20 protein-coding genes are annotated in these 21,881 nt (G+C 67.7%); 14 read left to right on the top strand and 6 right to left on the bottom strand.

Features of this window, described 5'->3' with window-relative positions:
• Positions 1-131: 131 nt before the first annotated feature.
• Entirely contained in the window at positions 132-1,184 is a 1,053-nt protein-coding gene (locus tag HUW53_RS09915) for a GAF domain-containing protein (RefSeq protein ID WP_237345592.1), read from the top strand.
• A gap of 238 nt (positions 1,185-1,422) precedes the next feature.
• Here the strand turns inward: HUW53_RS09915 and HUW53_RS09910 are convergent, their stop codons facing one another.
• From HUW53_RS09910 to HUW53_RS09885, 6 genes are all read right to left on the bottom strand, one after another.
• Positions 1,423-1,581: a hypothetical protein gene (locus HUW53_RS09910; RefSeq protein WP_237345591.1), complete on the bottom strand. Its 159-nt coding sequence runs from the start codon at positions 1,579-1,581 to the stop codon at positions 1,423-1,425.
• A 190-nt stretch (positions 1,582-1,771) separates the two neighbouring features.
• Positions 1,772-2,281, bottom strand: a complete 510-nt coding sequence (locus HUW53_RS09905; RefSeq protein ID WP_237345590.1) for a Pvc16 family protein — start codon at positions 2,279-2,281, stop codon at positions 1,772-1,774.
• A gap of 27 nt (positions 2,282-2,308) precedes the next feature.
• Positions 2,309-3,481 carry an MFS transporter gene (locus HUW53_RS09900; RefSeq protein ID WP_237345589.1) on the bottom strand — a complete coding sequence of 391 codons (1,173 nt, stop codon included), beginning with the start codon at positions 3,479-3,481 and terminating at the stop codon, positions 2,309-2,311.
• Positions 3,478-4,827: an HdeD family acid-resistance protein gene (locus HUW53_RS09895; RefSeq protein WP_237345588.1), complete on the bottom strand. Its 1,350-nt coding sequence runs from the start codon at positions 4,825-4,827 to the stop codon at positions 3,478-3,480. The genes HUW53_RS09900 and HUW53_RS09895 overlap by 4 nt, the downstream gene beginning before the upstream one ends.
• Positions 4,828-4,937: 110 nt before the next feature.
• Positions 4,938-6,317, bottom strand: a complete 1,380-nt coding sequence (gene mgtE, locus HUW53_RS09890; RefSeq protein ID WP_370877796.1) for a magnesium transporter — start codon at positions 6,315-6,317, stop codon at positions 4,938-4,940.
• Between the two features lie 153 nt (positions 6,318-6,470).
• Positions 6,471-7,082: a carbonic anhydrase gene (locus tag HUW53_RS09885; RefSeq protein WP_237345587.1), complete on the bottom strand. Its 612-nt coding sequence runs from the start codon at positions 7,080-7,082 to the stop codon at positions 6,471-6,473.
• Between the two features lie 373 nt (positions 7,083-7,455).
• Here HUW53_RS09885 and urtA point away from each other — a divergent pair, with 373 nt between their 5' ends.
• The 13 genes from urtA to HUW53_RS09820 all read left to right on the top strand — a co-directional run bounded on the left by urtA (position 7,456) and on the right by HUW53_RS09820 (position 21,702).
• Entirely contained in the window at positions 7,456-8,769 is a 1,314-nt protein-coding gene (gene urtA / locus HUW53_RS09880) for an urea ABC transporter substrate-binding protein (RefSeq protein WP_237345586.1), read from the top strand.
• Between the two features lie 457 nt (positions 8,770-9,226).
• Entirely contained in the window at positions 9,227-10,822 is a 1,596-nt protein-coding gene (gene urtB / locus HUW53_RS09875; protein WP_370877795.1) for an urea ABC transporter permease subunit UrtB, read from the top strand.
• Positions 10,819-11,943 carry an urea ABC transporter permease subunit UrtC gene (gene urtC, locus HUW53_RS09870; RefSeq protein ID WP_237345585.1) on the top strand — a complete coding sequence of 375 codons (1,125 nt, stop codon included), beginning with the start codon at positions 10,819-10,821 and terminating at the stop codon, positions 11,941-11,943. The genes urtB and urtC overlap by 4 nt, the downstream gene beginning before the upstream one ends.
• A gap of 5 nt (positions 11,944-11,948) precedes the next feature.
• Positions 11,949-12,866, top strand: a complete 918-nt coding sequence (gene urtD / locus HUW53_RS09865) for an urea ABC transporter ATP-binding protein UrtD (protein ID WP_237345584.1) — start codon at positions 11,949-11,951, stop codon at positions 12,864-12,866.
• A gap of 7 nt (positions 12,867-12,873) precedes the next feature.
• Entirely contained in the window at positions 12,874-13,569 is a 696-nt protein-coding gene (gene urtE, locus HUW53_RS09860; protein ID WP_237345583.1) for an urea ABC transporter ATP-binding subunit UrtE, read from the top strand.
• On the top strand, positions 13,535-14,386 hold the full coding sequence (locus HUW53_RS09855) for an urease accessory protein UreD (RefSeq protein WP_237345582.1): 852 nt from the start codon (positions 13,535-13,537) through the stop codon (positions 14,384-14,386). The genes urtE and HUW53_RS09855 overlap by 35 nt, the downstream gene beginning before the upstream one ends.
• A 127-nt stretch (positions 14,387-14,513) precedes the next feature.
• A complete protein-coding gene (locus tag HUW53_RS09850) occupies positions 14,514-15,134 on the top strand; it encodes an urease subunit gamma (protein WP_237345581.1) in 621 nt (206 codons plus the stop codon).
• 1 nt (position 15,135) lies between these two features.
• A complete protein-coding gene (locus HUW53_RS09845; RefSeq protein WP_237345580.1) occupies positions 15,136-15,492 on the top strand; it encodes a GFA family protein in 357 nt (118 codons plus the stop codon).
• 10 nt (positions 15,493-15,502) lie between these two features.
• Positions 15,503-17,212, top strand: a complete 1,710-nt coding sequence (gene ureC / locus HUW53_RS09840; protein ID WP_237345579.1) for an urease subunit alpha — start codon at positions 15,503-15,505, stop codon at positions 17,210-17,212.
• A gap of 108 nt (positions 17,213-17,320) precedes the next feature.
• On the top strand, positions 17,321-18,139 hold the full coding sequence (locus HUW53_RS09835) for an urease accessory protein UreE (RefSeq protein ID WP_237345578.1): 819 nt from the start codon (positions 17,321-17,323) through the stop codon (positions 18,137-18,139).
• Positions 18,132-18,857, top strand: a complete 726-nt coding sequence (locus HUW53_RS09830) for an urease accessory protein UreF (protein ID WP_237345577.1) — start codon at positions 18,132-18,134, stop codon at positions 18,855-18,857. The genes HUW53_RS09835 and HUW53_RS09830 overlap by 8 nt, the downstream gene beginning before the upstream one ends.
• Entirely contained in the window at positions 18,854-19,477 is a 624-nt protein-coding gene (gene ureG, locus HUW53_RS09825; RefSeq protein WP_237345576.1) for an urease accessory protein UreG, read from the top strand. Before HUW53_RS09830 ends, ureG begins: the two co-directional genes overlap by 4 nt.
• A gap of 155 nt (positions 19,478-19,632) precedes the next feature.
• Entirely contained in the window at positions 19,633-21,702 is a 2,070-nt protein-coding gene (locus HUW53_RS09820) for a methyl-accepting chemotaxis protein (RefSeq protein ID WP_237345575.1), read from the top strand.
• The last annotated feature ends 179 nt before the right edge of the window (positions 21,703-21,881 follow it).

Below are 21,881 nucleotides of genomic sequence, written 5' to 3'. Positions count from 1 at the left end.
GCGAGGTCCTCCCGAACAGGGCCGGCGCCCGGGAACGCGGTGGCCTGGGAACGGTGTTTACAGCCCCCGGCAACTGCGCAAAATTCCCTCTCGGGGGAGTGTTTGGCGTTTCCTCCGCAGGGAGGCGGTCCATGGCGCGGCGGGTCGCCAAGAGGATGTGGCACGAACTCGAACTCGTCTGCTCGACGGGCGTGGGGATCGCGGCCATCGCCCCGCACGCGTGCCGGATCTTGCGCGAGATCGTGGGCGCGGATGCCGGCGCCATCTTCTGGATGGACGAGCGCGGCTTGCCCACCGGCTTCTTCCACGAAGATTCCACCCCCGGAGCCCGCGATCTGTTCGCCAATGCGTTCGAGCGCCTCTTCACCGGCGAGGCGGAACTCAACGTCGCCACCCTGGTGCGCAGGACCGGGGCGGCGGCGGGCCACCTGCTGGTGCCGCCGACAAGCTATTGGGTCTCCAATACATACAACTTGCTGGTCCGGGCGAGCGGCCACCACCACACGATCGACCTGCGCATCGACCACGACGGGCGCCCGCGCGCCGTGGTGCTGTTGTTCCGGGTGCGGCGCCGTCCCTTCAACGAGGAGGATTTGGCCCTTCTCAAGCTGTCCGCCGACCTGCTCCGCCGCGCCTTCGTGCCCGTTCCCGGCTCAGACCACTGGGTGGCGAGCGCGCCGCCGGCTCACCTTGTGGTCGATCGCGCCGGCCGGGCGTTGCTGTTTGCGTCCGATGCGGCGCGGCTGCTCCTGCAGGACGGCAACCATGTGGCGCAGGGTGTGCCCGGCGATGGCCCGCTGCGTGAGCCGCCAGCCTTCGCCGGCTCCCTGTGCGCGCGGTTGTCGTGTGAGCCGCGGCCCAGCACGACATTGTCGGCACCCAATGGGCGGTTGGTGGCCTTCGCGGAACAATTGGGTGCGCCTGTTGGCGCCCCTGTCGTGCTGCTGACGCTCCAGGCGGAAACGCCCACCCGCCTGGGGATCGTCGAGCGCATCCTCGGACAGGACGTTTCCCCCAAGCAGAAGACCATCCTTCTGGCCGCCGCCTCGGGCGCATCGCGATCGGAAGCCGCGCAGTGCACGAACACCAGCCCGGAAGCGATGAAGAAGCACCTGGTGGCGATTTTCGCCGCCACCGGCGCGCGCTCGTGGGTGGACCTTGGCGCGATGTTCGGTGGCGCGTGATCTGTTCTGCCGGCCCGGAGGCTTCGGAGCCTTGGCCGGTTACTCGGCCGCACGGACATCGCTGCGGACCGTCGAGGTCACGCCTTATTCGTGACGCGAACCGTTATCCGCTGCGTTTGAAAGGGCTTTGAGGCCCACATCCGCGTGCGTCGTTTCGCAAGGAACCATGCCCCTTCGGCGGCCGCGTCATGAGACGTGGCCGGGGTGGTGCTGCCGGTCGGCGCGCGTCGCGGGATCGTCAGAAAAAGCGGGCCGGGTCCTGAAGGGTGTCGCTTGAGCCGTCCTGAAACTGCTGCTGACGGTCGAGACGGTTGAAGATCTCCCGCAGCCGCGATTCCACGCGCAGCATCCAAAGCAATGCCACCACCGTCACCACGGAGAGGATTGCGATCGTCATGCTCTGGCCCTCATGTTTCGGAGTGCGTCCCCACGGGCAGTCCGATGGTCCACGAAAACACCATTCCGCCCAAAACGCCGGTGGCTGAATCGAAGTTGCAGCAAGTCTCGTTTGCCAGCAACGGCATTTTGCGCGCAGGTGGCCACCTGCGGCTTTCGCACGCATGCGGGGGCGTGCGGGCGCGTACCCGTCAGGCCAGGGTGACGCGCCAAGCTGCCGAAAGGGAATAGCGCATGGGCGCGAACCGTTGCCAAAGTCGGCTCATGTCCGCGCAGCCGATCTCGTCGGAAGCCACCTGCGCCGCCGATGCCGTGGGGTCCGGCAGCCCGAGGCGTCGGGCCGCGTCCGCCAGCGCGTCGCTGGTCAGAAGCGGGTCGGTGTGAAGGGCGAGCGCTGCGCGGCCCATCAGGCGGTGGATGGCGCCGTCGTCCGAAGCGAAGGCGCCGATCAGCAGGCGCAGGGTCCACGCGGGTCGGGGTGGCGTAGCGCCAAGCGGATGGGCACCGGCCGCATGCAAAGGCGGGTGCGGGGCTCGCGTCTCCAATGCGAGGGCGTGGAGATGGATGAACAGGCCGAACTCCGGGGCCCGCCAAGGCGAACTCACGAGAACGCTCGGTTGGCCGGGCAGGTCGGCGATGGCCGTCTCGAGGCGGGTCCTCAGGGCTTCCACGGCAATGGCCGGGAGATCGGCTGCGCTCATAGGTCCTCCGTCGGCGGGGGCCTGGGGTCAGCTTGCGCTGCGCAGGCGCCAGGCGGCAGCGGCGAACGCGGCGCAGGCGAGTGCGGTGAAAATGGCGAGGCCGTGCACATGGAATTGCATGGACACCCCCGACAGCAGTGGTCCCACCAGTGCGCCGAACCCCCAGAACAGGCCGCTTACCGCATAGATGCCCACCAGGTCGCCGCCCTTGAAGCGGGCGCCGACGATGGTGATCATGATGGTGTAGATGCCCACGAAGGCGCCGCCCCAGACGAACAGCAGCGCATAGGTCGCAACCGCATGCCCGAGGACGAAGGGCCACACCGCGGCCCCCAGCGCCGAGGCCACCGCGAGCGCGATCACCAGACGGCGCCGGTCCATGGTGTCGCCGAGCCAGCCGATGGGCAATTGCAGCACGATGGCGCCGATCATCATCACCGACATCAGGCGCGTGGCGTCCTCCACCCCCCAGCCCAGGCCGATGGCATAGAGGGCGAGGAACGACAGGCCGGCGGTCTCGACGGCGGCGTTGAGCGCGGTCGCCGTGAGTGCCAACGGGGCGAGGCGCAGGTAATGCACCGGGGAGTCCACGGTCGGCTCGTCGAAATGGGGGGCCGGCACCTGGGGGGAGGCGACGAACACCGCCGCCGTCAGGCAGATCGCGGCGCCGAGCGCGTAGGGCACCAGTCCGGATGTGCCCACCAGCGACAGGATGATGGGGCCGAGCGCGAGACCCATCGACAGCGCCGCCGTATAGGCCGCCATGGCGCGAGCGCGGGTGGACTCGGTGGACAGGGCGTTGATCCAGGTCTCCGAGGTGACGAACAGCGCTTCGGCGGCCATGCCCAGTAACAGGCGCAGGGGAAACCACAGCCAGATCGCGGGCATGGCGGGAAACGCCATCAGCGTCAGCGCCGACAGGATGACCGAACCGATGATGACACCCCGCGCCCCGAGGCGTGCCACGATGCGCGGCAGCAGCATGGCGGTGACCAGCACGCCGATGGCGTGCATGGCGGCATTGGCGCCGATGAGCGCCTCCGACAGTCCGTGCTGGGCCAGGCCGAACGCCACCAGCGGCGCGCTCAGGGAATACGTGAGGCCGAACACCGCCGCCGTGGCGATGACGGCGCTGCGCGCCAGGATGTGGCGACCCGGCGGCGGCGCGCCGGCGTCGGCGGTGGCGTCCGTTGACGTCATGATGCGCTTTCCCCAGGAGTGGCGGCTTTTCGGGAGGTCAGGCGGCGCAGGAAGTCGGAGAGCCGGACCACCCAGGAGGCGGCGCCGGGCTCCACGATACGCTTCAAGGTGCGCGCATAGTCGAGCACCATGCCGGGGGTCCAGCTCATGGCCTCGGCGCGGGAGCGGATGTAGGCGGCGGCCCACAGGTCCGGGTTCAACATGAGACGCCCAAGCCGCACCCAGGGAAAGCGGGCATTGAGCGTGCCTTCCAGCGCGGAATCCAGCGCCGCCGCGACCGCCACCGAGCAATTGCGATTGGTGAGATTATAAGTGTTGTCCTGCCGGTAGCCGGCCCAGTAGGCGCGCAGGCGGCGCGCGTCATAGATGGAGAATTGGACCTTCTGGTCGGCGTCGCACCACTGGGCGGATTCATAGCCGTAGGACGGCTGGAAGCGTCCGCGCACATTGTTGTCGGCGGAGGCGCGCAGCATGCGCGCGAACTGGGCCGTGCCGGCCTCGATCTCCTCGGCCGGATAGTGGCTGATATAGACGTCCGGCTTCATTTCCAGGGCCGAATGGCCGGTGGAAATGGAGCCATTGGCGTCGACGGCGGCGATGTAGCGATCGACCAGAAGCCGACGCTCCCGCACATCGGCGGAGCCCACGGGGGTCCACACATAGACGGTCATGGGTTCGGCCTGCCGCCGCGGCCGCGGCGGCGGCGCATCGTCCGCATCCACCAGCACGGGCGCGTTGTCGTACCAGTTGCGCCGGCCGAACAGGGGCAAGGCGAGGATCGCCACCTCGTCGAGATGAGTGCGCAGCATCAGGCTGGTGCGCAGGATCACCCAGCCCGAGACCACCAGCAGCAGGCTGACGAACAGCGGCACGTTGAGCCGATAGGACATGGGCCAGCCGGTGACCACGAACAGCGCGAGCACCATTTCGGCGATGCCGATGGCCACCATGATCCGCCACCGCGGAAAGCGGATCACCGCCGACGAGGCGATGCGCGCCACCCCATCGACGGCAAAGGCGATGGCGAACAGAATTGCGACCGCCAGATCATTGTGAAAGGGCAGATCGGCGATCAGCACGCCGAGCGTGACGAGCAGCGCTGATCGCGCAAGGCCGAAGATCCGGCCGGCCATGTTCGGGCTGCCGAGCGCGATGAACAGGCCGAGCAGCCCTTCAAACAGGAACACATAGCCGAACATCTCTGTGGTCACGGACACCACGCCGTCCACCATGTCGGCCAGGATGAGCACCGCCAGGGCGAGCAGCACCATGGCGACGATGAAAAGCCCCCACCATCGCCGGCGCAGCGCGCGCGCGCCGACCAGGATGAACGCAAGCTGCACCATGGGGGTGGATTCCTCTACGCACGCCAATGAACGTGCGGACAAGATGGCTTGACCCGATGGCCGGCCGCAACAGCGAAGTGCGCCCGGCCACAGGTGCTTAGGGCGTATCGTTACAGAATGGTGCCATGCAGGAACAGCCAGGCCACCGAGAAGTAGATGACGATGCCGGTGACGTCCACGAGCGTGGCGATGAAGGGCGCGGAGGCGGTGGCGGGGTCAAAGCCCAGCCGCTTCAGCGCGAACGGCAGCAGCGAGCCGGCCATGGAGCCGAACGTCACGATGCCGATGAGGGCGGCGCCGATGGTGACGGCGAGCAGCCTCCAGTATTCGCCATAATCGAAGATGCCGGCTTCCTGCCACACCGCGATGCGGATGATGCCGATGACGCCGAGGATGGAGCCGAGCACGATGCCGGTGGGCAATTCGCGCAGCGCCACCCGCCACCAGTCCCTCAAGGTCACGTCCCGCAGCGCCAGGGCGCGGATGATGAGGGAGGTCGCCTGCGATCCCGAGTTGCCGCCCGAGCTCATGACCAGCGGGATGAACAGGGCGAGGACGATGGCCTTTTCGAGCTCGTCCGAAAACACCTGCATGGCCGAGGTGGTGAGCATTTCCGAGAGGAACAGCACGCACAGCCAGCCGGCGCGCTTCTTGATCATCTGTAGGAAGGAGATGTCGAGATAGGGCTCGTCGATGGCTTCCATGCCGCCCATGCGCTGGACGTCCTCGGTCTGCTCCTCGATCATCGCGTCGATGACATCGTCCACAGTCACGATGCCGATGATGTGGCCGGTGGTGTCCACCACCGGGACCGCCAGGAAGTCGTACTTGGAGATGGTGCGCGCCACTTCCTCCCGCGAGAGGGTGGGGGACACGGTAATGGGCGCGTAAGGCTGCGCCACGGTGGTGATGTTGGCATCCGGCGCGCCCGAGATGAGCCGGCGCAGGGTGACGGTGTTGATGAGCCGGCGGGTCACCGGATCAAGCACATAGATGGCGTAGATGGTCTCGCGGCTGCCCTCCACGGCGCGGACGTGGTCGAGGGTCTGCTGCACGGTCCAGTCGGAGGGCACGCTGACGAACTCGGTGGTCATCAGCGATCCGGCCGTGCCTTCCGGGAAGGTCAGCAGGTGGTCGATGGCGACCCGTGTTTCCGGCGTCATGCCGTTGCGCAGACGGGCTCGGGCCTCGTTGTCCACCCAGCGCAGAACGTCGACGACCCGGTCGGCGGACATGCCTTCCAGGAGGGCTACCGCCTTCTCCTGGGGCAGGGCCTCGATCACCTCGCAAGCGTCGTGGAACTGCGGCTGGTCGAGAACCTCGATCGCCCACGGAAGTGGCATGGCGGCGACCACGTCGGTGGCCTCCTGCGCCGTCTTGGCGTTCAGGAATTCGACGATGTCCGCGACGTGCTCGTGACCGAGGCGGCCGACCAGCGCGTGCGATGCAGTTCCGGCCATGGCATCCTCGTTGATCTTGCTCAGGTTCATCCCACTTCTCCCCCGTACAACGCCCCCCGCGACTGGTCTAGGAGCCGGCCAACGATTTGATGGCCTGTCGGTGCGGCAATGTGGCAACGACAGGCCTCGGGGAATCTCTAGTCTGCCGGTGATGACAGTATCAAATCACCGCCGGCGGGAATGTCAGACCGCCGCGAAGTTTCCGTCATCATTCATGATTTCCAGCCGGCCGCTGGCAACGCCGAAATAGGCGCCATGCAGCTTGAGGTCTCCCGCGGCCACCCGCTCACGCACCCAGGGGAAGCCACTCAGATTGGACAGCGAGAGCTTGACGCAGCACTGCTCGCAAAAGCGCTGCCTCAGCTCTCCGGGCAGGCCGGACTGCTCGGCCATGCGGCGCGCCGGCTCGGCGATTTCCATCCATTCGGCGACGAAGTCCTCGGCCCCGGGGGGCGCGCCGTCGAGCAGGGCATGCACGCCACCGCACTGGGCATGCCCCATCACCACCACCTGCTTGACCTTGAGCACCCGCACCGCGAACTCGATGGCGGCCGAAGTGCCGTGGTAGTTCGCATCCGGCTGGTAGGGAGGCACCAGATTGGCCACGTTGCGGACGATGAACATCTCGCCCGGACCGGCGTTGAAGATCATCTGTGGATCGACTCGGCTGTCGGAACAGGCAACGACGAGGGTTTGCGGCTTTTGTCCCTTGGCGGCGAGCTGCTCGAACACCTGCCTGCGTTCCGGCCAGGCCACTTCCCGGAAGCGCCTGTAGCCCGCGATTAGATCATCCACCGCGTTTCTCCTGACAACCATAAGCTCGGGCACCGAAGTCCGGCGCGGCGCGCGCGTCAAGGGGCGCGGCGACAAGATTCATGTCGCGGATCTGGCCGGCACGGGCGCTGTCATGTCCGCGCGGTTTGCCTACGCCAGCGGCGCGGCTGGTCAATAACTGATCGCCTGCCTGTTTTATGTTCAATGTGATGGTATCATACGGCGCCTTTTGGTGTCGTACGCGTTTGACCTGAGAAATCCCGGTTGCGAACACAGGATTCCGCCATCGTCGTCGCCATTGGCATAGCCCTTGCTGTCCCACCGTGTCCGGATGGGCGGTCCGGGGGCGCTCCAATTGCGGCCCGCGTGACGAAGATCACCGAGGGAGACGGGAATGCTCGGGTTGTTCAAAAGGGCGACGACGGGATTGAAGCGCCTCGCCGCCGTGTCGGCGCTCGCGGCCCTTGCGGCCGGCGCCGCGGGTGCGGCGAGGGCGGAGGACACCATCAAGGTCGGCATCCTCCATTCCCTGTCCGGCACCATGGCCATCAGCGAGACCACGCTGAAGGACGCCATGCTGATGCTCATCGAGGAGCAGAACAAGAAGGGCGGCGTGCTCGGCAAGAAGCTCGAGGCGGTGGTGGTGGACCCCGCGTCCAACTGGCCGCTGTTCGCTGAAAAGGCGCGCGAGCTTATCACCAAGGACAAGGTGGCGGCCGTGTTCGGCTGCTGGACCTCGGTGTCGCGCAAGTCGGTGCTGCCGGTGTTCAAGGAATTGAACAACATCCTCTTCTACCCCGTGCAGTATGAGGGCGAAGAGAGCGAGCGCAACGTGTTCTACACCGGCGCCGCGCCCAATCAGCAGGCCATTCCGGCGGTGGACTACCTTGCCAATGAGGAGAAGGTGGAACGCTGGGTGCTGGCCGGCACGGACTATGTCTATCCCCGCACCACCAACAAGATTTTGGAAGCCTATTTGAAGTCCCGCGGCGTGAAAGCCGAGGACATCATGATCAATTACACGCCGTTCGGTCATTCCGACTGGCAGACCATCGTGGCCGACATCAAGAAATTCGGCTCCCAGGGCAAGAAGACGGCGGTGGTTTCCACCATCAATGGCGACGCCAATGTGCCCTTCTACAAGGAGCTGGCCAACCAGGGGGTCAAGGCCACCGACATTCCGGTGGTGGCCTTCTCCGTGGGCGAGGAGGAACTCGCCGGCATCGACACCAAGCCGCTGCTCGGCCACCTCGCGGCATGGAACTACTTCATGTCCATCGACACGCCGGAAAACAAGGACTTCATTGCCAAGTGGCATGCCTTTACCAAGGATCCGAAGCGCGTGACCAACGACCCCATGGAGGCCAGCTATATTGGCTTCAACATGTGGGTGAAGGCGGTGGAGAAGGCAGGCACGACCGATCCCGACAAGGTGATCGCGACCCTGCCCGGCATCAAGCAGGCGAACCTCACCGGTGGCATCGCCGAAATGCTCCCCAATCACCACATCACCAAGCCCGTCTTCATCGGCGAGATCGAGGGTGACGGTCAGTTCGACGTGGTGTGGAAGACCAAGGAGCTGATTCCGGGCGAGGCCTGGTCGCGTTACCTCGAAGGTTCCAAGAGCCTCGTGGCCGACTGGGTGAAATACAATTGCGGCAACTACGACACGGTGAAGAATGTCTGCCTCGGCGCAGCGGCCAAATAAGGCGCCGCGCGCCCCGGTTCGTCCCGTTCGCCTCGGGTGATCCCGGTCGGCCTCCCGGTGGGGGCCGGCTCAGGTGGAGGCGAGGGGTCATTCCGCAAAGCAAAGCTCTCGGCCGCGCGGAAGGGCCTTACACCCGGCCCTCTCCCCCCTGCCCGGGGAGAGGGCGCACACCGGCCACCGGGCCGCATCCGTCCACCCCGCCGCGACGCCACGGCCCCGTCGCGCGGGGTGGTTCGGGGACCCGATGGCGCGCTGATCCCGTCCGGTGGGGCGGTTCCAGCCGCATCGTGTGCCCCATTCCGCGCGACCCAACCCTCTGGGGCGCGTCCGTTCAGCTCTGGATGTCCCGCCCATGCGCAGTCCAACCCCGCCCCGTCATGGCCTGTCCAAGCGAAGACGCCGCGCGTGGCCGCCGTCGGCGCCGGGCGTTGGAGCGCGGCGCTGGGTGCCGGCGGCGATGCGCGTTCTGATCCTGCTCTGTGGTCTGATGACGGTGGCGGCAGCGGCGCGGGCAGAGACGGCGCCGGACCTGACGCCTATGGTCGCGAAATTCGCCACCGACAGCTATTCCGACACGGCCGATGCCCTGGCGGCGCTCTCGTCCAGCGGCAGCCCCCGCGCGGCGGCCATCGTGGCGGCGCTGGCGGACGGGCGCCTGCTGTTCGATCCCGTCACCAAGGCGGTTCTTGTCCGCACCAAGGCCGGCGGCCTTGAGGAGGCGGCCACCGGCGCCCCGGTGGCGAGCGCGCCGGCCGATCTCTCCCCGGTGCGGGCCAACAATCGGGTGCGGCGGGCGATCGAGGCGGCGGCGGGCGCGCTCTCCCTGCTCGATGCCGATCCCGCCCGGCGCCGCGAGGCTGCGGCCGCCGTGTTCAAGTCTCGCGACGCGGCCGCGCTCGCGACCGTGGACGCCGCGCTGGCGCAGGAGACGGAGCCCGAGGTGAAGGTGGCCCTGGCCGAGGCGCGCGCCGCGATCCTCATCGGCAAGGCCGATGCGCCGGAAGCTGAACGGGTGGCGGCGGTGAAGCGCCTCGCCGCGCGCGGGGATCAGGAGGCTCTTGGCCTCCTGCGTACGGTACCAGCCGATGCTCCCGCTGCCGTGACGACCGCCGCGACCGCCGGCATCGCCGCCATCGAGGGCAATCTGAAGTTCTGGGCGGTGGCGCAAAACGTCTGGTACGGCCTGTCCCTGGGCTCGGTGCTGCTGCTTGCGGCCATTGGTCTTGCCATCACCTTCGGCGTGATGGGCGTCATCAACATGGCCCATGGCGAGATGGTGATGCTGGGCGCCTACACCACCTTCGTGGTGCAGAACATCATCCGCACCTCGGCGCCGGCGCTGTTCGACTGGTCGCTTGCGATCGCCCTGCCGCTCGCCTTCCTGTTCACCGGTCTGGTCGGCATCCTGATCGAGCGGACGGTGATCCGCTTCCTCTATGGCCGTCCGCTGGAAACGCTGCTCGCCACCTGGGGGGTGTCGCTCATCCTGCAACAGGCGGTGCGCTCCCTCTTCGGGCCGACCAATCAGGAGGTGGGCGCACCGTCCTGGATGTCGGGGGCGTTCCAGGTGGGGCAGATGTCCATCACCTGGAACCGGTTGTGGATCATTGTGTTTTCGCTGCTGGTGTTCTTCGCTCTGCTGCTGGTGCTGAAGCGCACGTCGCTCGGCCTCTATGTGCGGGCGGTGACGCAGAACCGGCGCATGGCGGCGGCCATGGGCATTCGCACCGGGCGCATCGACGCGCTCACCTTCGGCCTCGGCTCCGGCATCGCCGGCATCGCCGGGGTGGCGCTCTCGCAGATCGACAATGTGAGCCCCAATCTCGGGCAGGGCTACATCATCGACAGCTTCATGGTGGTGGTGTTCGGCGGGGTGGGGAATTTGTGGGGCACGCTGGTGGGCGCCTTCACCCTCGGCATCGCCAACAAGCTGCTGGAGCCGTTCGCCGGCGCCGTACTGGGCAAGATCCTGCTGCTGGTGGCCATCATCCTGTTCATCCAGAAGCGTCCGCGCGGCCTGTTCGCGCTCAAGGGCCGGGCGGTGGAATCATGAGAGGCATCATCGATCGCACCGGCGGCATCTTCCTCGTCCTCGTGCTGGCGGCGGCGGTGCTGGTGCCCGCCTCCAATCTGCTGCTGCCCGAGGGCAGCGCGCTGCATGTGCCCGACTACATGATCCCGCTCCTGGGCAAATATCTCACCTATGCGCTGCTGGCGGTGGCGGTGGATCTGGTGTGGGGCTATTGCGGCGTGCTCTCCCTGGGCCATGGCGCCTTCTTCGCCTTGGGCGGCTATGCCATGGGCATGTATCTGATGCGCCAGATCGGCCCGCGCGGGGTCTATGGCAATCCGGTGCTGCCGGATTTCATGGTGTTCCTGAACTATCACGAGCTGCCGTGGTTCTGGCTCGGGTTCAACTGGTTTCCCTTCGCCATGGTCATGGTGCTGCTGGTGCCGGGGCTGCTCGCCTTCGTGTTCGGCTGGTTCGCGTTCCGCTCCAGGGTCACGGGCGTGTATCTTTCCATCATCACCCAGGCCATGACGTTCGCGCTGATGCTCGCCTTTTTCCGCAATGACATGGGGTTCGGCGGCAACAACGGCCTCACCGATTTCAAGGACATCTTGGGTTTTTCGATCCAGGCGCCGGAAACGCGGCTCGTGCTGTTCGTGGCCTCGGCGCTGGCCTTGGCGGCGGGCTATCTCATCTGCCGGGGGCTGGTGACTTCCAAATACGGCAAGGTGCTGGTGGCGGTGCGCGATGCGGAAAGCCGCACCCGCTTCCTCGGCTACCGGGTGGAGAATTACAAGCTGGTGGCCTGGACCCTCTCGGCCATGCTGGCGGGGGTGGCGGGGGCGCTGTATGTGCCACAGGTGGGCATCATCAATCCGGGCGAGTTCGCGCCCGCCCAGTCCATCGAGATGGTGATCTGGGTGGCGGTGGGCGGACGTGGCACGCTGGTGGGCGCGGCGCTGGGCGCGCTGATCGTGAACGCGGGCAAGACCTGGTTCACGGGCGTGCTGCCGGAGGCGTGGCTGTTCGCCCTCGGCGCGCTGTTCGTGGGGGTTACGCTGTTCCTGCCCAAGGGCGTGCTGGGCCTGGGCGCCCAGCTCTCGGGCCGGCTGAGGAGACCTGAGCCGGCCGCTCCCTCGCCCACGCCCACGCCCGCGGAGTGAGCATCATGAGCCTCACCCCCCTGAACGCCCGGCAGCTCGCCGCCAAGACCCTGGCGGGGGCGCCTTTCCCCGGCACCACCGCGGCCTCGCCGCCGGAGGTGGTGAAGTCGCCCGGTGCCCGCTCGCTGGAGGCGGACGACCTCCTGCTTACGGCCGCGCGGCCGCCGCGCGATCCGCAGGCGCTGACCTCGGCTCTGCTCTATCTCGACGCCATCACCGTCTCCTTCGACGGCTTCCGGGCGCTGAACGCGCTGTCCCTTGTCATCGGCGACAAGGAGATGCGGGCCATCATCGGCCCCAACGGCGCCGGCAAGACCACCATGATGGATGTCATCACCGGCAAGACCCGGCCCAACACCGGCACGGCCCTGTTCGCCGGCGTGCACGATTTGACGGCGCTGGACGAGGCGTCCATCGCCCAGCTCGGCATCGGCCGTAAATTCCAGACCCCCACCGTGTTCGACATGCACACGGTGGAGGACAATGTTTTGCTCGCCGTGAAGGCGGACCGGCGCGCCTTCGCCAACATCACCTGGCACCGCACCGCCCACGAGCGCGCGCGGGTGGACGAGCTGCTGGAGCGCGTGCGTCTTCAGGACCAGCGCCTGCGCCGCGCCGGCGACCTCTCCCATGGCCAGAAGCAATGGCTCGAAATCGGCATGCTGCTGGCCCAGGAGCCGCGCCTGCTGCTGGTGGACGAGCCCGCCGCCGGCATGACCGACCAGGAGACGGCGGACACCGCGGTGCTCTTGAGGGAAATCGCCAAGACGCGGTCGGTGGTGGTGGTGGAGCACGACATGCAGTTCGTGCGCGACCTCGACGTGAAGGTGACCGTGCTGCACGAAGGCGCGGTGCTGGCCGAAGGACCCCTCGACCAGGTGAGCGCCGACGCGCGCGTCATCGAAGTCTATCTGGGAAGGTGAGCGGCCCATGCTGAAGGTGGAGAATCTCGACCTCTATTACGGCGCCGCCTATACGCTGAAGAAGGTCTCGCTGATGGCGGAGGCGGGCAAGGTCACCTGCGTGCTCGGGCGCAACGGGGTGGGCAAGACCTCGCTGCTGCGCGCCATCGTTGGGCAACGGCCCATCGCGGGCGGCTCCATCACCTTGCAGGGGGAGGAGATTTCAAGGCTCTCCACGCCCGATCGCGCCGCGCGCGGCATCGGCTTCGTGCCCCAGGGGCGCGAGGTGTTTCCGCTGCTCTCGGTGAAGGAAAATCTGGAAACCGGATATGCCCGCCTGAAGGCCAAGGACAAGTTCGTGCCGCAGGAGGTGTTCGAGCTGTTCCCGGTGCTGAAATCCATGCTCGGGCGACGGGGCGGCGACCTCTCCGGCGGGCAACAGCAGCAACTCGCCATCGGCCGGGCGCTGGTCACGCGTCCGCGCCTGCTGCTGCTGGATGAGCCGACGGAAGGCATCCAACCCTCCATCATCAAGGACATCGGCCGCGCCATCTCCTATCTGCGCGACAAGGGGGATATGGCCATCGTGCTGGTGGAGCAGTATTTCGAGTTTGCGCGGGAGCTGGCCGACAGCTTCATCCTGATGGATCGCGGCGAGGTGGTCGCGTCGGGCGACAGGAGCGGACTGGATGGAGACGACGTGCGCCGCCTCATGGCCATCTGAGGCCGGCCGGCCGGCGCCACGGCGCCAGCGCAGCGAAGGGCGGGTGCATGTGGCGGCGGCGGTGTTCGGCTCCGTCTCGCGCCTGTCGGACCTTGCCGAAAGCGGCGCCCTGCGCGCCCGCCTGCCACGGGGGGCCGAGGGGGTGGAAGCGGTGGTGGTGAACACGGCGGGCGGGGTGGCATGCGGCGACCTGTTCCGCATTTCCGCCACCGCCGGGGCCGGCGCCCATCTGACGCTGACGACCCCCGCCGCCGAGAAGGTCTATCGCTCCGATGGCGCGGTGTCGCGGATCGAGGTGAGCCTTTCGGCCGGTGCCGGGGCGCGGCTCGAATGGCTGCCCCAGGAGACCATCCTGTTCGACCGCGCCCGCCTTGCCCGACATTATGCGGTGGAGCTGGACCCGGCCGCCACCTTCCTGTCGTTCGAGGCGCTGGTGCTCGGCCGCCTCGCCCATGGGGATGCGATGGGGGAGGGGCACCTGGAGGATCACTGGCGGGTGCGTCGCGCCGGGCGGCTCGTCTATGCCGATGCGCTGCGTCTGTCCGGCCCCATCGGCGCGCTGCTGGCACGGCCGGCGGTGGCGGCGGGCCACCGGGCGCTCGGCACCCTGCTTTATGTGGCCCCCGACGCCGAGGGACGGCTCGACGAGGCTCGCGCCCTGCTCGAAGGGGCCGGCTGCGCGTGTGGCGCGAGCGCGTGGAACGGCCTGCTGGCGGTGCGCTGGCTCGCCGCCGACAGCGCGGCCCTGCGCCGGGCGGCGGGCGCGTTTCTGATCGGCTTCCGGGGCACGCCGCTGCCCCGCGTGTGGGCCACCTGATGGAGCGGCCGTCCGGGCTTGACCTGTCAGGAGGGTCATCCATCCTGGGCATGACGTATTCGGAACCGGTATGCGTTCGCCATCGGTGGATCGCCGGGGCCGGCCCGAAGGGACAAGGAGACACGCCGTGTTGCTGACGCCGCGCGAGAAGGACAAGCTCTTGATCGCCATGGCCGCCGAGGTGGCCCGAAAGCGCCTCGCCCGCGGGGTGAAGCTGAACCACCCGGAGGCGGTGGCGCTCATCACCGACTTTGTGGTGGAAGGCGCCCGCGACGGCCGCACGGTGGCCGAGCTGATGGAACAGGGTGCCCGCGTGCTCACCACCGATCAGGTGATGGACGGCATCGCCGACATGATCCACGACATCCAGGTGGAGGCCACCTTTCCCGATGGCACCAAGCTCGTCACCGTGCATCACCCCATCCGCGGCGCGCCCTCGGAGCTGGTGCCCGGCGAGATCGCGGCAGGTCCGGGCGAGATCATTTTCAACGCCGGTGCCGAGCCGGTGGAACTCACGGTGGCCAATACCGGCGATCGGCCGATCCAGGTGGGCAGCCACTACCATTTCTTCGAGACCAATCCGGCCCTTGCCTTCGAGCGGGAGAAGGCGCGCGGCATGCGGCTCGACATTGCTCCCGGCACCGCGGTGCGGTTCGAGCCGGGTGCTACGCGCGTGGTGAAGCTGGTGCCGTTCGGCGGCCAGCGCGAGGTTCATGGGTTCCGGGGTGCGGTGGCGGGGAGACTTTGATATGGCGGTTCAGCATTATTTCGGCGGGTGCCAGTGCGGCGCCGTGCGCTACGAGGTGGATGTGGATCTCGACCGCACGGTGACGTGCAATTGCTCCCGCTGCCGACGGCTCGGCGCCATCATGGCGTTTACGCCGGAAGCCGCCTTCAAGCTGGTCTCCGGCGAAGGGGCGACCACCGAATATCTGTTCAACACGCGCCAGATCCACCACCTGTTCTGCGCGACCTGCGGCATCCAGTCGTTCGCGCGGGGCGCGGCGCCGGACGGCACCGTGATGGTGGCCATCAATGTCCGTTGCATCGACGGGGTGGACGTGAAGAGCCTTTCCCCCATCGAGCATGACGGCGCGAGCCACTGAGGAGCCGGAAATGTCCGCCAAGATGCCCCGCGCCACCTATGCCCAGATGTTCGGCCCGACCCAAGGCGACAAGGTGCGGCTCGCCGACACCGCCCTCTTCATCGAGGTGGAGAAGGATTTCACACGCCATGGGGAGGAGGTGAAGTTCGGCGGCGGCAAGGTCATCCGCGACGGCATGGGGCAGTCCCAGGTGGCCAATGCCGGTGGCGCCATGGACACGGTCATCACCAATGCCGTCATCCTCGATCATTGGGGGGTGGTGAAGGCCGACGTGGGCCTCAAGAACGGGCGCATCGCGAAGATCGGCAAGGCCGGCAATCCGGATATCCAGGATGGGGTCGACATCATCATCGGCCCCGGCACGGAGATCATTGCCGGGGAAGGCAAGATCCTCACGGCGGGGGGCTTCGACAGCCATATCCACTTCATCTGCCCGCAGCAGATCGAAGAGGCGCTGGCCTCGGGCATCACCACCATGCTGGGCGGCGGTACCGGCCCGGCCACCGGCACCTTCGCCACCACCTGCACCCCCGGCCCCTGGCATATTGCCCGCATGATCGAGGCGGCGGACGCCTTCCCCGTGAACCTTGCCTTTGCCGGCAAGGGCAACGCCTCCAAGCCCGCGGCGCTGGAGGAAATGGTGCTGGCGGGGGCGGCGGCGCTCAAGCTGCACGAGGATTGGGGCACCACCCCCGCCGCCATCGACTGCTGCCTCACGGTGGCGGATGCGCTCGACGTGCAGGTGATGATTCACTCCGACACGCTGAATGAAAGCGGCTTCGTGGAGGACACCATCGCCGCCTTCAAGGGCCGCACCATCCATGCCTTCCACACGGAAGGGGCGGGCGGGGGCCACGCGCCGGACATCATCAAGGTGGCGGGCCTGCCAAACGTGCTGCCGTCCTCCACCAATCCGACCCGGCCCTATACCCGCAACACCATCGACGAGCATCTCGACATGCTCATGGTGTGCCACCATTTGGATCCGGAGATCGCCGAGGATCTCGCCTTTGCCGAAAGCCGCATCCGCAAGGAGACCATCGCGGCGGAAGACATCCTGCAGGATCTCGGCGCGCTCTCCATGATGAGTTCGGACAGCCAGGCCATGGGGCGGGTGGGCGAAGTCATCATCCGCACCTGGCAGACGGCGGACAAGATGAAGCGCCAGCGCGGCCACCTGCCGGGCGAGAGTGGCAACGACAATCTGCGCGCGCGGCGCTACATCGCCAAATACACCATCAACCCCGCCATCGCCCACGGCATGTCGCGCCACATCGGCTCGGTGGAGGCCGGAAAGCTCGCCGACCTGGTGCTGTGGACGCCAGCCTTTTTCGGCGTGAAGCCTGATCTCATCATCAAGGGCGGCGCCATCGCCATGGCGCAGATGGGCGATCCCAACGCCTCCATTCCCACCCCCCAGCCGGTGCACTACCGGCCCATGTTCGGCGCCTACGGCCGCGCCCTCAGCCGCACCTCCCTCACCTTTGTCTCCAAGGCGGCGCTGGAGGACGGGCTTGCCGCCCGGCTGGCCGTGGCCAAGGAGCTGGTGGCGGTGGAGAACACCCGCTCCGGTATCTCCAAGAAAAGCATGGTGAACAACGACGCCACCCCGGTCATCGAGGTGGACCCGGAAACCTATGACGTGCGGGCCGATGGCGAGCTTCTGGTCTGCGAACCGGCGGAGGTGCTGCCCATGGCGCAGCGCTATTTCCTGTTTTGAGGCTGGCGGGCCGCCCCGAAAGGGCGTCCGGGGAAGAGGCGTCAGCGGGCCGGCGCCCGTCTACGGGATGGTATAAGCTGCCATCGGGAGAGGATCCCGGAGGAAGAGATGATCCGCGCCACTGTTGTTGTCCGCCGTCCCGCCGTCCGCGCTGAGCGGGTGGCCGATGAATTGACCCTCGACCATCAGGCCCGGCATCGCCGCCGCTTCGCCTTCACCACCGACGGGGGCCTTGCCTTCCTGCTCGATCTCGACAAGGCGACCGTGCTCGACGACGGCGATGCGGTGAAGCTGGAGGACGGGCGGCTGGTGCGTATCAAAGCCGCGCCTGAGCGCCTGATCGAGGTGCGCACCCATAGCCCGCTGCGCCTCATGAAAGTGGCCTGGCACCTCGGCAATCGCCATGTGCCGGCGGAGATCACCGAGGACGCCATCTATTTCGCCGAAGATCATGTGCTCTTGGACATGGTGCGTGGCCTTGGCGCCAGCGCCACGGCGGTGGAGCGCCCGTTCCGTCCGGAAAAGGGCGCCTATGAAGCCGCCGCCGCGCACGGCGGACACGATCACAATGCGCACGATCATGGTGCGCACGATCATGATGGGCACGAGCACGATGGGCATGAGCAGCACCATGCCCATGCGGCGCACGCCCACGCCGGCAGCCATGAGCATGTGCATGGACCGGACTGCGGCCATGAGCATGCGCACGGCCACGCCCATGCCGATGCCGATGCCCATTCCTCCGGTGCGCACGCGCACGCCGAAGGCCATGCGCATGTGCACGGGCCGGGGTGCGCGCACGAGCACGGCCACGAACACGACCACGAGCACGCGCATGGTCATGAGGACGCCCATGGCCACGCGGAAGGGGCCGAGGGGGGCCATGTTCATGGGCCCGGCTGCGGGCACGATCACAAGCATGACTGACGCGGCACCGGTGTCGGACCCCGGGGCTGCGGTGGGCGCGCCGTCCCTTGGTCTGCTGCCGCTGTTCGCTTGGCTTTCCCCGGCGTTTCCGGTGGGGGCCTATGCGTATTCCCATGCCCTCGAATGGGCGGTGGAGACGGGCGATATCGCCACGCCCGCGCATCTGCTGGCGTGGCTTCAGGATCTGCTCGTCCATGGTTTTGCCCGCAGCGATGCGATCCTGCTGGCGCACGCCCATGCCGCGGCGGATGCGGGCGATGGCCTAGCGCTGCGTGAGGTGAACGACCTCGCCGTGGCCCTTGCCCCGTCCGCCGAGCTGCGTCTTGAAACCTGCCAGCAGGGGCGCTCTTTCCTCGACGCCGTTTCCGCCGCCTGGCCCGCGCCGCGCCTCCAGGACCTCGCGCCGGTCCTGGTCCCCGAGGTCGCCTATCCGGTGGCCCTGGGCCTTGCCGGGGCGGCGCACGGCCTGCCGCTCGGCGTGGTGCTTGACGCCTTCGTGCTGGCGCTGACGCAGAACCTGGTCTCGGCGGCGGTCCGGCTCGCGCCCATCGGCCAGACCGCCGGCACGCGGGTGGTGGCGGCCCTGGCGCCGCAGGCACGACGGCTCGCGGCCGAGGTGCGCGGACTCACCCTTGAGGAGATCGGCACCGCCACCTTCCGCGCCGATCTCGGCAGCTTTCGCCACGAAACCCAATATACGAGGCTGTTCCGCTCATGAGCTCCAGCACGTCCCCCTTGCGCGTCGGCATCGGCGGCCCGGTCGGCTCCGGCAAGACCGCGCTCATGGAAGCCCTGTGCAAAGTCTTCCGCGACCGCTACGACATCTGCGCCATCACCAACGACATCTATACCAAGGAGGATGCGCGCCTGCTCACGGTGGCCGGGGCGCTGCCGCCGGAGCGCATCCTGGGGGTGGAGACCGGTGGCTGTCCGCACACCGCCATCCGCGAGGACGCGTCCATCAATCTGCGGGCGGTGGCCGACATGCAGGCGAAGTTCCCGCGCCTCGATCTGGTGCTGATCGAATCCGGGGGCGACAACCTTGCCGCCACCTTCTCGCCGGAGCTGGCCGATCTGACCGTCTATGTGATTGATGTCGCGGGTGGCGAGAAGATCCCGCGCAAGGGCGGGCCGGGCATCACGCGCTCCGACCTGCTGGTGGTCAACAAGACCGACCTTGCGCCTTTGGTGGGCGCCGACCTCAAGGTGATGGAAGAGGACACCATCCGCATGCGGGCGGGACGCCCCTATGTGTTCTGCGCCATCCGCAACGGCAGCGGGGTGGAGCGGGTGGCGCATTTCATCGAGACCGCCGGGGGGCTCGGCCGCCGCGACTGAGCGCGCAGGGGTTCGCTGCAACCATGCTCGGCAGGACCGGTGTCGGCTCCAGTGGGCGGGGGGCACTCCCCGCGCGCGACTGTCAATCCGCGGTCATGGGGGGTAGCTAAAGCTATCCCGTCCCATAGGTGTCCGCAGCGAGCAGGAGTGCGTGCATGCGTTTGGCCGATCTGAGCATTCGTACGAAGCTTGTGCTCGCGGCCGGCGCGTTGTGCACGCTCTCCATGCTGGTGGTGGCCGGCGTCGGCCTGTGGGTGTCCGTAGAAGCCGCCACGCGCGATGCGCAGGCCCGTGCCACAGCGTTGCTCGGCCAATATGCGCAAACCATCGCCGGGCAGATGTCGCGCTCCATCACCATCGCGCAGACCGGGGCCCTGGCGGTCGAGGGCCTTCTCGATCGCAACATGGTGGACCGGGATGCCCTCGGCGGCGTGATGCGCCGCATGGTGGGCGGCAATCCCGATCTGGTGGGGATGACGCTCGCCCTCGAGCCGAATGCGCTCGACGGCAAAGACAACGCATTCACCGCCCATCCCTATTCGGACGCCACCGGGCGTTTCGTGCCGTATTTCTTCCACAAGCCGGACGGCACGGTGGACGTTGAAAAGCTCGTCATGACCAAGGAGGCCGGCACCGAAAGCTGGTACGACAAGCCGGTACGCGAGAACCGGTCGCTGGTCACCCCGCCTTACGATTATCCGGTGAACGGCAAGAGCGTGCTGATGACGACCACCAGCATCGTGATCCGGCGCGGAGGCCAGCCCATCGGCATCGTCACCACCGACCTGCCGCTGACCGGCATCACACGCTTCGTGCAGACGCTGCGGCCGTTCGGGGATGGCCGGGTGTCCCTGGTCGGCACCGACGACCTGTGGATCGCCAATGACGATCCCGATCTCCTGGGCAAGCCGGTCAAGGATGCGACCCTGCGGTCGCTGGTCGACGCCGTGAAAACGGGCGGGCGGGCCGAGGCGGAGACGGCGGACGCCGCCGGGCCGGTGTCGGTGATGGCGACGGCGGTGACTTTGCCCGGAGTCAGCGAGCGCTGGGTGCTGGTGATGAGCGTGCCTGAGGCCACCTTGTTCGCCGCCGTGGCCGATATCCGCAACAAGCTGTTGCTGACGGCGTTGGTGACGCTCGCCGTCATTCTGGCCCTGGTGTTCTTCGGCGCGGAGGCGCTGGCGCGTCCCATCCGGCGCATGACGGAGAAGATGCGGCTTCTGGCCAATGCCGACACCTCCATCTCGGTGGACAACATGGACCGCAAGGACGAGATCGGCGAGATGGCGCGGGCGGTCGATGTGTTCCGCCTCAACGCCATCGCCCGTCGGGAGCATGAGGCGGCCAATGCGCGGGCCGAGGCGGAGCGGGCCGCGCGGCAGGCCCGGATCGATGCGTTGATCGGTGGCTTCCGGCACACCGCGACCACGGTTATCGACGAGGTCACCCGCGCCATGAGCGACCTCGACACGGTGTCCGGCGAGCTGACCGGCGCGGCCGAAACGAGCCGGCTCGATGCGGCGTCCGCGCAACAGACCTCGCAGCGCGCGTCCGGCAATGTGCAGGCCGTGGCGGGGGCGGCGGAGGAGTTGAGCGCCTCGATCTCCGAGATCGCCCAGCAGATCGCCCGGACCTCGCAGATGGTCGCCAAGGCGGCGGACGGCGCGGGCATCGCCGATGCCAAGGTCGCCGGCCTTGCCGCCGCCGCAAACGGGATCGGCGAGGCGGTGGGGCTCATCGACGCCATTGCACAGCAGACCAATCTCCTGGCCCTGAACGCCACCATCGAGGCCGCGCGGGCCGGGGAAGCCGGACGCGGGTTTGCCGTGGTGGCGTCGGAGGTGAAGGAACTCGCGGGTCAGACCGCCCATGCCACCCAGGAGATTTCCCAGCACGTCGCCTCGATTCAAAGCGAGACGACGCAGGCGGTGGAGGCCATCCGCACCATTGTCACGCTGATGGGCGAGGTGGAGCATTTCGCCACCGCGATCGCCGGAGCGATCGAGGAGCAGACCGTCGCCACCAGCGAGATCAGCGCGAACATCGAGAGCGCCGCCGCAGGCACCGGCCAGGTGGCGGAGGATATCGAACGGCTGAACGTCGCCGTGAAGGGCACCAGCGCTTGCGCAACGCGGGTTCTGGACGCGTCACGATCGGTGGGTTCGGTCGCGGTGCGTCTCGACACCGAGGTGGACGGCTTCCTGGAGCAGGTCACGGCGGCTTGACCCGGCGCGTCGGGGCGGGCGACGCGGATCAGGCGCCGCCGCCCATGCGACCGACGGATCGCCGAGGTGCCCCTTGCACGGATGTCCCCTTGGGTTGGAACATGCGCGATGCCCGGCAGCGGCGGGGCCGAGCATCGCGGATCAGGAATCCCGTGAGGGACAATGCGTGGCTGAGAGCG

This window comes from Xanthobacter agilis (genome assembly GCF_021730435.1).
Lineage (GTDB): Bacteria > Pseudomonadota > Alphaproteobacteria > Rhizobiales > Xanthobacteraceae > Xanthobacter > Xanthobacter agilis.
The sequence above is the reverse complement of the archived record's forward strand: the minus strand, read 5'-3'. Positions and strand labels throughout refer to the sequence as shown.